10 protein-coding genes are annotated in these 11,102 nt (G+C 69.3%); 9 read left to right on the forward strand and 1 reads right to left on the reverse strand.

The genetic code is table 11. The annotated features are described in order from the left end of the window. Positions 1-260 precede the first annotated feature (260 nt). From K3U94_RS10345 to argH, 9 genes are all read left to right on the forward strand, one after another. The gene (locus K3U94_RS10345) at positions 261-1,703 is read left to right on the forward strand and encodes a dihydrolipoyl dehydrogenase family protein (protein WP_220696401.1); all 1,443 of its coding nucleotides are present in this window, start codon (positions 261-263) and stop codon (positions 1,701-1,703) included. A gap of 125 nt (positions 1,704-1,828) precedes the next feature. Further along, positions 1,829-2,887 (forward strand): N-acetyl-gamma-glutamyl-phosphate reductase, encoded by a 1,059-nt coding sequence (argC, locus tag K3U94_RS10350; RefSeq protein ID WP_220696402.1) that lies wholly within the window; start codon positions 1,829-1,831, stop codon positions 2,885-2,887. Continuing rightward, positions 2,884-4,086, forward strand: coding sequence for a bifunctional glutamate N-acetyltransferase/amino-acid acetyltransferase ArgJ (argJ, locus tag K3U94_RS10355; RefSeq protein WP_220696403.1), 1,203 nt, complete (start codon positions 2,884-2,886; stop codon positions 4,084-4,086). The genes argC and argJ overlap by 4 nt, the downstream gene beginning before the upstream one ends. Then, positions 4,083-4,961: an acetylglutamate kinase gene (gene argB / locus K3U94_RS10360; RefSeq protein WP_047320986.1), complete on the forward strand. Its 879-nt coding sequence runs from the start codon at positions 4,083-4,085 to the stop codon at positions 4,959-4,961. The genes argJ and argB overlap by 4 nt, the downstream gene beginning before the upstream one ends. Then, complete coding sequence (locus K3U94_RS10365; RefSeq protein WP_220696404.1) at positions 4,958-6,133, forward strand: acetylornithine transaminase; 1,176 nt, start codon at positions 4,958-4,960, stop codon at positions 6,131-6,133. Before argB ends, K3U94_RS10365 begins: the two co-directional genes overlap by 4 nt. Beyond that, complete coding sequence (gene argF, locus K3U94_RS10370) at positions 6,130-7,056, forward strand: ornithine carbamoyltransferase (protein WP_220696405.1); 927 nt, start codon at positions 6,130-6,132, stop codon at positions 7,054-7,056. The genes K3U94_RS10365 and argF overlap by 4 nt, the downstream gene beginning before the upstream one ends. Next, positions 7,053-7,541 (forward strand): arginine repressor, encoded by a 489-nt coding sequence (locus tag K3U94_RS10375; RefSeq protein WP_047320983.1) that lies wholly within the window; start codon positions 7,053-7,055, stop codon positions 7,539-7,541. Before argF ends, K3U94_RS10375 begins: the two co-directional genes overlap by 4 nt. A 33-nt stretch (positions 7,542-7,574) precedes the next feature. Continuing rightward, on the forward strand, positions 7,575-8,771 hold the full coding sequence (locus tag K3U94_RS10380; RefSeq protein ID WP_220696406.1) for an argininosuccinate synthase: 1,197 nt from the start codon (positions 7,575-7,577) through the stop codon (positions 8,769-8,771). Between the two features lie 85 nt (positions 8,772-8,856). After that, a complete protein-coding gene (gene argH / locus K3U94_RS10385) occupies positions 8,857-10,269 on the forward strand; it encodes an argininosuccinate lyase (protein WP_220696407.1) in 1,413 nt (470 codons plus the stop codon). On the opposite strand, the gene K3U94_RS10390 is transcribed toward argH, so the two are convergent. Beyond that, positions 10,266-11,012, reverse strand: coding sequence for a helix-turn-helix domain-containing protein (locus K3U94_RS10390; protein WP_220696408.1), 747 nt, complete (start codon positions 11,010-11,012; stop codon positions 10,266-10,268). The two genes, argH and K3U94_RS10390, sit on opposite strands and share 4 nt — an antisense overlap. Between the last annotated feature and the right edge of the window lie 90 nt (positions 11,013-11,102).

Here is an 11,102-nt window from a genome sequence, read left to right on the forward strand (position 1 = left end):
ACCTCGCCAGACACCCTGAGCAGGCCCCGCCCATCCTCACTGAACTCGGTTGAACGCAGTTGGGAACCAAACCCGTTTGACGAACTACGTAGAGACGAGGACAGGGCAGGCCCCCCAACCCCCTTGACAAAAACCACTTACGAAGGTGTTTGCACACGACACGCCGCGCCCAGGTGTACAACTACGCACGCTCGCGGGGTATCGCGAACCCCCATGCTCCGGCATGCTGGGGGAAACCCCGGCCGAGAGGACTCGGACACATGACCCGATCCGCCAGTTATGACGTCGTCGTCCTCGGCGCCGGACCGGTCGGGGAGAACGTCGCCGACCGCGCCCGGGCTGCCGGGCTGACCGTGGCGATCGTGGAACGCGAACTCGCCGGCGGCGAGTGTTCCTACTGGGCATGCGTGCCCAGCAAGGCCCTGCTGCGGCCGGTGCTCGCTCTCGACGACGCCCGCCGGGTGGCCGGCGCCCGCGAAGCCGTCAGTTCCCCGATCGCCGCCGCCGCGGTCTTCAAGCGCCGCAATCACTATGTGGGGGACTGGGACGACTCCGGGCAGGCGGACTGGATCGACGGGATCGGCGCGACGCTGGTGCGCGGCCACGGCCGCCTGGACGGGCCACGACGGGTGGTCGTCAGCACGGCCGATGGCGACGTGACGCTGACGGCCCGGCACGCCGTCGTCGTCTGCACCGGCACCCGCGCGTCCCTGCCGGACCTGCCGGGAATGGCCGACGCCCGTGCGTGGATCAACCGCGAAGCCACCGAGGCCACGTCGGTGCCCCGGCGCCTCGCCGTGGTCGGGGCCGGCGGGGTGGGCGTTGAGATGGCCACCGCCTGGCAGGGATTGGGCTCGGCGGTGACGTTGCTGGTGCGCGGCTCGGGCTTGTTGCCGCGGATGGAACCGTTCGTCGGCGAATACGTCGCCCGCGGGCTCACCGACGCCGGAGTCGATGTGCGCACCGGTGTTTCGGTTGCCCGGCTGCAGCGTGTGGGCGACGGTCCGGTGCGCTTGGAGCTGACCGACGGCAGCGAACTAGAGGTCGACGAAATCCTGTTCGCGACCGGCCGCACCCCGGCCACCGGCGACATCGGCCTGGAAACCGTCGGACTGACTCCCGGCGACTGGCTGGAGGTCGACGACACCTGCCGGGTGCGGGCCGTCGACGACGGCTGGCTGTATGCGTGCGGCGACGCCAACCACCGCGCACTGCTGACCCACGAGGGCAAATACCAAGCCCGCATCGCCGGCGACGCCATCGGAGCCCGAGCCGCCGGGACACCGCTGGACACCGCGCCGTGGGGCGTGCACGCCGCCACCGCGGACCATCACGCCGTGCCGCAGGTCTTCTTCACCGACCCCGAAGCGTCCGCGGTCGGGCTCACCGCCGAGCAGGCACGACAGGCCGGTCACCGGGTGCAGGTGGTGGACGTGGAGATCGGTGACGCGGTGACGGGCGCCAAGCTGCACGCCGACGGCTACCGGGGGCGGGCGCGCATGGTGGTCGACGCCGACGAATTGGTCCTGCTCGGGGTCACATTCGTCGGCCCCGGTGTGGCCGAGCTCCTTCATTCGGCCACCATCGCCGTCGCCGGCCGGGTGCCGATCAGCCGGCTGTGGCACGCCGTGCCGTGTTTCCCGACGATCAGCGAAGTGTGGCTGCGCCTATTGGAGGCCTACCGCGATGCCGGGTCGAACTGACCGTCGGCTACCGTCAGTCACCGGCGGCGACGGTGCGTGGTTGTACGCGACACGCCGCAGGTTGTGGCGCAAACACGCACTCTCGCGAAAGTGAACGTAATTAGTTTGCGTATAGACGCATAATCATGCAGAATCGCCCGGTGACCAAAGCGATCAAAGTGGCGGTGGCTGGGGCCAGCGGCTACGCCGGCGGGGAGATCCTGCGGCTGCTGCTCGGACACCCCGCCTACGCCGACGGCCGGCTGAGCATCGGCGCGCTGACGGCCGCCGGCAACGCCGGCAGCACCCTGGGCGAACAACACCCGCATCTGGTGCCGCTGGCCGACCGTGTCCTCGAACCGACCGAGGTCGACACCCTCGCCGGACACGACGTGGTGTTTCTGGGCCTGCCGCACGGACATTCGGCAGTGCTGGCCGAGCAGCTCGACGACGACACCGTGGTCATCGACTGCGGAGCGGACTTCCGGCTGGGCGACCCAACCGACTGGGAACGCTTCTACGGCTCGGCGCATGCCGGCACTTGGCCGTACGGCTTGCCGGAGCTGCCCGGCGGCCGGGACAAACTCATTAACGCCCGGCGGATCGCGGTGCCGGGCTGCTATCCGACCGCGGCGCTGCTGGCGCTGTTCCCGGCCGTCGCCGCGGGACTCGTGGAACCCGACGTCACCGTGGTCGCGGTCAGCGGCACCTCCGGTGCCGGCAAGGCCGCCAAGGTCGACCTGCTGGGCTCGGAGGTCATCGGATCGGCGCGGGCCTACAACATCGGCGGCGCCCACCGGCATACCCCGGAGATCGGCCAGGGGCTGCGGGCGGTCACCCACCGCGACGTCACCGTCGCCTTCGTCCCGGTGCTGATCCCGGCGTCGCGGGGCATCCTGGCCACCTGCACCGCCAAGACCACGGCGCCGCTGTCCGAACTGCGGGCGGTCTACGAAAAGGCCTACCACGACGAGCCGTTCGTGCACCTGCTGCCGCAGGGGCAACTGCCCAAGACCGGATCGGTGATCGGCAGCAACGCCGCCCACCTCGCGGTCGCCATCGACGAGGACGCCTCGACGTTTATCGCGATCGCCGCGATCGACAACCTGGTCAAGGGCACCGGTGGTGCCGCCGTCCAGGCGATGAACCTGGCGCTGGGCTGGCCGGAGACCGAAGGGCTTTCGACCGTGGGAGTGGCGCCATGACCGACCAGAAACTGCTGCGTGAGCAGGGCGTCACCGCACCCGGAGGCTTCCGGGCCGCCGGAATCGCCGCCGGCATCAAGGTTTCCGGAAATCCGGACCTGGCGCTGGTGTTCAACGAAGGGCCGGACTACGCCGCGGCCGGCGTGTTCACCAGCAACCAGGTCAAGGCCGCGCCGGTCCTCTGGAGCCGGCAGGTGCTCAAGGCCGGCCGGCTGCGGGCGGTGATCCTGAACTCCGGCGGTGCCAACGCATGCACCGGCCCGGACGGCTTCCAAGACACCCACAGCACGGCCGAAGCAGTCGCGGCGGCGCTGTCGGACTGGGGCACCGAGACCGGGGCGGCCGAGGTGGCGGTCTGCTCCACCGGTCTGATCGGTGACCGGCTGCCGATGGACAAGCTGCTGGCCGGTGTCACCGAGGTGGTGCAGGCCATGGCCGGCGGCCTGGTGGGCGGCGACGAAGCCGCCCGCGCCATCATGACCACCGACACCGTCCCCAAACAGGTTGCGCTGCACCACAAGGGCGACTGGACCGTGGGTGGCATGGCCAAGGGCGCCGGCATGCTGGCGCCGTCGCTGGCCACCATGCTGGTGGTGCTGACCACCGACGCCAAGGTCGACGCCCAGGCGCTGGACACCGCCCTGCGCCGGGCCACCGCGGTGACGTTCGACCGGCTCGACATCGACGGTAGCTGCTCCACCAACGACACGGTGCTGCTGCTGTCGTCGGGCGCCAGCGAGATCACGCCCAGCCAGGACGACCTTGATGCCGCGGTGTTGGCCGTCTGCGACGACCTGTGCGCCCAGCTTCAGGCCGACGCCGAGGGCGTCACCAAGCGGGTGAGTATCACCGTCAGCGGCGCGGGCAGCGACGACGACGCCCTGATCGCCGCCCGGATCGTGGCCCGCGACAGCCTGGTCAAGACCGCGCTGTTCGGCTCGGACCCCAACTGGGGACGGGTGCTGGCCGCCGTGGGGATGGTGCCGTTCACCATCGACCCGGACCGGATCACGGTGTCGTTCAACGGCTCCCCGGTCTTTCACGATGGCATGCCCATGCCGGGCGCCAGGGAAGTCGACCTGTCCGGGGCGGACATCCACGTGACCGTGGAACTCAACCTCGGCAGTGGGCAGGCCATGGTGCGCACCACCGACCTGTCACACGCCTACGTCGAAGAGAACTCCGCGTATAGCTCATGACCGAACAACTCAGCACGCACGTCAAGGCCCAGGTCCTGGCCGAGGCCCTGCCGTGGCTCAAGCAGCTGCACGGCAAGATCGTCGTCGTCAAATACGGCGGCAACGCCATGACCGACGACACCCTCAAACACGCGTTCGCCGCCGACATGGCTTTCCTGCGCAACTGCGGCATCCACCCGGTGGTGGTACACGGCGGCGGGCCGCAGATCAGCGCCATGCTGAAGAAGCTCGGCATCGAAGGTGACTTCAAGGGCGGATTCCGGGTCACCACACCGGAAGTGCTCGACGTGGCGCGCATGGTGCTGTTCGGCCAGGTAGGTCGCGAACTCGTCGGCCTGATCAACGCCCACGGCCCGTATGCGGTCGGCATCACCGGAGAGGACGCGGCGCTGTTCACCGCGGTGCGGCGCAGCGTCACCGTCGACGGGGTCGCCACCGATATCGGGCTGGTCGGCGACGTCGACCAGGTCAACACCGCCGCGGTGCTGGATCTGATTGCCGCAGGCCGGATTCCGGTGGTCTCGACGCTGGCGCCCGACCCCGACGGCGTGGTGCACAACATCAACGCCGACACCGCTGCGGCCGCCCTGGCCGAAGCCCTGCAGGCGGAGAAGCTGCTGATGCTCACCGACGTCGACGGCCTCTACACGGACTGGCCCAACACCGATTCGCTGGTCAGCGAGATCGACACCGCGACGCTGGAGCAACTGCTGCCGAGCCTGGAGTCCGGCATGATCCCTAAAGTCGAAGCCTGCCTGCGCGCCGTCCGCGGCGGAGTGCCCAGCGCCCACATCATCGACGGCCGCGTCGAACACTGCGTGCTGGTCGAGCTGTTCACCCACGCCGGCACCGGAACCAAGGTGGTGAAAGCGTGACCCTCCAAGATCGCTGGCAAGCGGTGATGATGAACAACTACGGCACCCCGCCGCTGGCACTGGTCAGCGGCGAGGGCGCAGTGGTGACCGACGAGGCCGGGAAGAGCTACGTCGATCTGCTCGGCGGCATCGCGGTCAACGTGCTCGGCCATCGGCACCCGGCGGTGATCGAGGCCGTCACCACCCAGCTGAACACGTTGGGCCACACCTCCAACCTGTACGCGACCGAGCCGGGCATCGCGCTGGCCGAGGGCCTGGTCGATCATCTCGGCGCGCCGGCGCGGGTGTTCTTCTGCAACTCCGGGACCGAGGCCAACGAAGTCGCCTTCAAGATGACCCGGCTCACCGGCAAGACGAAGATCGTTGCCGCCCAGGGCGCCTTCCACGGCCGGACCATGGGGTCGCTGGCGCTGACCGGACAGCCCGACAAGCAGAAGCCGTTCGAGCCCCTGCCCGGCGACGTCACCCACGTCCCCTACGGCGACACCAAAGCACTTGCGGCGGCGGTCGATTCGAGTACCGCTGCCGTCTTCTTGGAGCCGATCATGGGGGAGGGCGGTGTCGTCACCCCGCCCGCCGGCTACCTGGCCGAAGCTCGCGGTATCACCGCAGCCCACGGCGCACTGCTGGTCCTCGACGAAGTCCAGACCGGGATCGGGCGCACCGGCGCCTTCTACGCCCACCAGCATGACGGCATCACCCCGGACATCATCACGCTGGCCAAGGGCTTGGGCGGTGGGCTGCCGATCGGCGCCTGCCTGGCGGTCGGCGCGGCCGGCGACCTGTTGACTCCGGGCCTGCACGGCAGCACTTTCGGCGGCAACCCGGTGTGCACCGCGGCCGCGCTGGCGGTGCTGCGGACGCTGGCCGACGACGACCTGATCACCCGGGCTGGCACGCTCGGCAAGACGCTGAGCCACGGCATCGAGGAACTGGGCCATCCGCTGGTCGACCACGTCCGCGGCAAGGGTCTGCTGCAGGGCGTGGTGCTGACCGCGCCGAAGGCCAAAGCCGTCGAACTGGCCGCTCGGGAGGCCGGCTTCCTGGTCAACGCCGCCGCGGCGGGCGTGGTCCGGTTGGCGCCGCCGTTGATCGTCACCGAAGAGCAGATCGGCAGCTTCATCACCGCCCTGCCGGGCATCCTCGACACCGCGAAGGAGGCTGCACAATGATCCGCCATTTCCTGCGCGACGACGACGTCACCCCGGCCGAGCAGGCCGAGATCCTTTCCCTGGCAGCGGAACTGAAAGCGCAGCCGTTCAGCCACCGGCCACTGGAAGGCCCTCGCGGGGTCGCGGTGATCTTCGACAAGAACTCCACCCGCACCCGGTTCTCCTTCGAGATCGGCATCGCCCAACTCGGTGGCCACGCCGTCGTCGTCGACGGCCGGTCCACCCAACTGGGCCGCGACGAAACCTTGGAAGACACCGGACGGGTGTTGTCGCGCTACGTCGACGCCATCGTGTGGCGCACGTTCGCCCAGGACCGGCTGACTGCGATGGCCTCGACCGCCACGGTGCCGATCGTCAACGCGCTCTCCGATGAGTTCCACCCCTGTCAGGTGCTGGCCGACCTGCAGACCATCGCCGAACGCAAGGGCGGGCTCAAAGGTCTGCGGCTGACGTATCTCGGTGACGGCGCCAACAACATGGCGCACTCGCTGATGCTCGGCGGCGTCACCGCCGGAGTGCACGTCACGGTCGCCGCCCCGGAGGGCTTCACGCCCGATCCCGTCGTCGTCGCCGCCGCGCAGCAGCGCGCCGCGGACACCGGGGCCTCGGTCACGCTCACCGTGGACCCGGCCAAGGCCGCCGCGGGCGCCGATGTACTGGTCACCGACACCTGGACCTCGATGGGCCAGGAGGACGACGGTCTGGACCGGGTGGCGCCGTTTCGGCCGTTCCAGATCAACGACGAACTCGTCGCGCTGGCCGACCCGGAAGTCACGGTGCTGCACTGTCTTCCGGCGCACCGCGGCGACGAGATCACCGACTCGGTGATCGACGGGCCGCGCAGCGCGGTGTGGGACGAAGCCGAGAACCGTCTGCACGCGCAGAAGGCGCTGTTGGTGTGGTTGTTGGAACGGTCACGATGAGCCGAGCCGAGAGCACCGTCACGCGAGTGGGCCGCCAGGCCCGCATCGTCGAGGTGCTGTCCTCGGCGTCGGTGCGCAGCCAGACGGAGCTGGCCTCGATCCTGGCCGCGGACGGCATCGAGGTCACCCAGGCCACCCTGTCGCGGGACCTCGAAGAGCTGGGCGCGGTGAAGCTGCGCGGCGTCGACGGGGGAGCCGGGGTGTACGTGGTGCCCGAGGACGGCAGCCCGGTGCGCGCAGTGTCCGGCGGCACCGATCGGCTGTGCCGGCTGCTGGGCGAGCTGCTGGTGTCCACCGATGCCACCGGAAACCTCGCGGTGCTGCGCACCCCGCCCGGGGCGGCGGACTACCTGGCCAGTGCCATTGATCGGGCCGCGCTACCGTACGTCGTCGGCACCATCGCCGGGGATGACACCATCTTCGTGGCGGCCCGTGAGCCGATGACCGGCGCCGAACTCGCCGCCACCCTCAACGACCTGCAATAAGACCCAAAAGCAACACAAAGCAAGGAGAACTCGATGTCCGAACGCGTCATCCTGGCGTATTCCGGCGGCCTGGACACTTCGGTGGCGATCAGCTGGATCGGCAAGGAGACCGGCCGCGAAGTGGTCGCCGTCGCCATCGACCTCGGCCAGGGCGGCGAGGACATGGAGGTGGTGCGCCAGCGTGCCCTGGACTGCGGTGCGGTGGAAGCCGTCGTGGTCGACGCCCGCAACGAGTTCGCCGACGAGTACTGCCTGCCGACCATCAAGGCCAACGCGCTCTACATGGACCGCTACCCGCTGGTCTCGGCCATCAGCCGCCCGCTGATCGTCAAGCACCTGGTGGAAGCCGCGCGGAGCCACGGCGGCACCATCGTCGCGCACGGCTGCACCGGCAAGGGCAACGACCAGGTCCGCTTCGAGGTCGGCTTCGCCTCGCTGGCGCCCGAACTGAACGTCATCGCCCCGGTCCGCGACTACGCCTGGACCCGGGAGAAGGCCATCGCGTTCGCCGAGCAGAACGACATCCCGATCAACGTCACCAAGCGCTCGCCGTTCTCCGTCGACCAGAACGTGTGGGGCCGCGCGGTGGAGACCGGGTTTCTGGAGGACCTGTGGAACGCCCCCACCAAGGACGTCTACGACTACACCGAGGACCCGACGGTCAACTTCAACGCCCCCGACGAGCTGATCATCAGCTTCGACAAGGGCCGTCCGGTGGCCATCGACGGTCGCCCGCTCAGCGTGCTGCAGATCATCCAGGAGCTCAACGCCCGTGCCGGCGCGCAGGGTGTGGGACGCCTGGACGTGGTCGAGGACCGGCTGGTGGGCATCAAGAGCCGCGAGATCTACGAGGCGCCCGGCGCGATGGTGCTGATCACCGCGCACACCGAGCTGGAGCACGTCACCCTGGAGCGCGAGCTGGGCCGCTACAAGCGCGGTGTGGACCGCAAGTGGGGCGAGCTCACCTATGACGGCCTGTGGTTCAGCCCGCTCAAGCGGTCCCTAGAGGTGTTCGTCGAGGACACCCAGCAGCACGTGTCGGGTGACATCCGGCTGGTGCTGCACGGCGGCAGCATCATCGTCAACGGCCGGCGCAGCGCGGAGTCGCTGTACGACTTCAACCTGGCCACCTACGACGAGGGCGACACCTTCGACCAGACCGCGGCTCGCGGCTTCGTCCAGATCCACGGGTTGAGCTCCAAGATCTCCGCCCGCCGGGACCTGGGGTGACGCCTTTCCCGCGAGCGTGCGTGTCCCCGGGCGACTCGCCGAGCGTGTCGCCGGGTTTACGCACGCTCGCGCTCGGAGGGATGCCATGAGCACCAACGAGGGATCACTGTGGGGCGGACGGTTCGCCGAAGGCCCTTCCGACGCGTTGGCGGCGCTGAGCAAATCCACCCACTTCGACTGGGTGCTGGCTCCTTACGACGTGACCGCGTCCAAGGCGCACGCGAAGGTGCTGCACGGCGCCGGGCTGCTCACCGACGAGCAGCGTGACGGGCTGCTGGCCGGCCTGGACAGCCTCGGCGAAGACGTCGCCGACGGCAGCTTCGGACCGCTGGTCACCGACGAAGACGTGCACGGCGCGCTGGAGCGCGGCCTGATCGACCGGGTCGGCGCGGATCTGGGCGGCCGGCTGCGCGCCGGGCGATCGCGAAACGACCAGGTGGCCACGCTGTTTCGGATGTGGCTGCGCGACGCGGTCCGTCGCGTCGCCGCCGGGGTGCTCGACGTGGTCGGCGCGCTGGCACACCAGGCCGCTGCCCACCCGAGCGCGATCATGCCGGGAAAGACGCACCTACAGTCCGCGCAACCGGTGCTGCTGGCCCATCACCTGCTGGCCCACGCCCACCCGCTGCTGCGCGACGTGGACCGGATCATCGACTTCGACGCCCGCGCCGCGGTCTCGCCGTACGGGTCCGGCGCGCTGGCCGGGTCGTCACTGGGCCTCAACCCGGACGCTATTGCCGCCGAACTCGGCTTCACCGCGGCCGCGGACAACTCGATCGACGCCACCGCCGCACGCGACTTCGCCGCCGAGGCCGCATTCGTGTTCGCGATGATCGCCGTCGACCTGTCTCGGCTGGCCGAAGACATCATCCTGTGGAGTTCAACGGAATTCGGCTACGCCGTCCTGCACGACTCCTGGTCGACCGGCAGCTCGATCATGCCGCAGAAGAAAAACCCCGACATCGCCGAGCTGGCCCGCGGCAAGTCCGGCCGGCTGATCGGCAACCTGACCGGCCTGCTGGCAACGCTCAAAGGCCAGCCGCTGGCCTACAACCGGGACCTGCAGGAGGACAAGGAGCCGGTGTTCGACTCGGCGGCGCAGCTCGAGCTGCTGCTACCAGCGATGGCCGGACTGGTCGGCACCTTGCGCTTCGACACCGAGCGGATGGCCGCGCTGGCACCGGCCGGCTACACCCTGGCCACCGATATCGCCGAATGGCTGGTGCGCCAAGGTGTTCCGTTCCGCATCGCACACGAGGCAGCCGGTGCGGCGGTCAAGGTAGCCGAGCAGCGTGGGGTCGGTCTGGATGAGCTGACCGACGACGAACTGGCCGCCATCAGCCCGGACCTCACCCCGCAAGTGCGCGAGGTGCTCACCGTCGAAGGCTCGGTGGCATCCCGCGACGCCCGTGGCGGGACCGCGCCGGACCGGGTTGCCGATCAGCTTGCCGGCCTTGCTGAACGCACCGTGCGGCAACGGCGCTGGGTGAACAGCTAGGCGCTGGCCGAGTGGGGCAGCGCCCAGTTGCGCTGGATGGTTCGTGCCGTGGCGATAGCCATGGACGCGGCTGCGGGCGGCAGGTCCGGCCGGAAGTACAGCGCCGCCACAGCTGCGGGAATGTGGTCCTTCAGGCGCAGGCTCACTGCTACGCAACTCAGCCCCGGCATCACGTCGCCGCGATCGTAGGCCACCATGCCGCTTTTGCCGATGCCGAGGGCGAAAAGCCGAGCGACGGCGGTGTGGTGCCATTGCGTCGACGACGGATCGACGGTGAAGGGGACTCCATCACGCGAGTAGTGCACCACCACGTTCGGGCCGTCGGGCGAATCCTCGATCACGCCGGTCAATGCGCCGCTGAGCTGCCCCAGCCGCCGCACCGGCAGATACGCGGCCGTATACAGTCGGCCGCCGCTGGGCCGGACTTTGCCCCACCGCAACACGCTGTCTCCGACGACGTAACGGTCGCCGATCCGCTCCAGCGCGCCGACCTCGACCAACTGTCGAGCCAGCCGGTGCGCGGTTGTTTTCGGTAGGTCCGTCACACGGGCCAGCTCCGTGATGCAGAGTCCCTCAGAAACCCGGGCTACCGCGTCGATCAGTTGAAACCCAGCTTCCAAGACACCACGTCTCGACGGGTCGGTACTGACCCGTCGAGACGTGGTGTCTGGCGCCGACACGGAAGAAAATATAGTCCGCTCGACCCAGTGATGGGCCCTATCGGCGGGGGACAACAGAACCATGCCGACGGCACCCCCGGTAGTCCCGGCACAGTGGGCACCAACAGCCCCTGACTCGGTGGGCTACTCCATGCCGGTGCGGCCGGTGACGTA

Origin of the sequence: Mycolicibacter heraklionensis, from assembly GCF_019645815.1 — a bacterium.
Taxonomy (GTDB): Bacteria; Actinomycetota; Actinomycetes; order Mycobacteriales; family Mycobacteriaceae; genus Mycobacterium; species Mycobacterium heraklionense.

What these genes read in the sequence shown, in the direction of transcription:
- argB (WP_047320986.1), top strand. Translation starts at nt 4,083, where the DNA reads ATGACCGAACAACTCAGCACGCACGTCAAGGCCCAGGTCCTGGCCGAG.
- K3U94_RS10345 (WP_220696401.1), top strand. Translation starts at nt 261, where the DNA reads ATGACCCGATCCGCCAGTTATGACGTCGTCGTCCTCGGCGCCGGACCG.
- K3U94_RS10375 (WP_047320983.1), top strand. Translation starts at nt 7,053, where the DNA reads ATGAGCCGAGCCGAGAGCACCGTCACGCGAGTGGGCCGCCAGGCCCGC.
- argC (WP_220696402.1), top strand. Translation starts at nt 1,829, where the DNA reads ATGCAGAATCGCCCGGTGACCAAAGCGATCAAAGTGGCGGTGGCTGGG.
- argH (WP_220696407.1), top strand. Translation starts at nt 8,857, where the DNA reads ATGAGCACCAACGAGGGATCACTGTGGGGCGGACGGTTCGCCGAAGGC.
- K3U94_RS10390 (WP_220696408.1), bottom strand. Translation starts at nt 11,012, where the DNA reads ATGGTTCTGTTGTCCCCCGCCGATAGGGCCCATCACTGGGTCGAGCGG.
- argJ (WP_220696403.1), top strand. Translation starts at nt 2,884, where the DNA reads ATGACCGACCAGAAACTGCTGCGTGAGCAGGGCGTCACCGCACCCGGA.
- argF (WP_220696405.1), top strand. Translation starts at nt 6,130, where the DNA reads ATGATCCGCCATTTCCTGCGCGACGACGACGTCACCCCGGCCGAGCAG.
- K3U94_RS10380 (WP_220696406.1), top strand. Translation starts at nt 7,575, where the DNA reads ATGTCCGAACGCGTCATCCTGGCGTATTCCGGCGGCCTGGACACTTCG.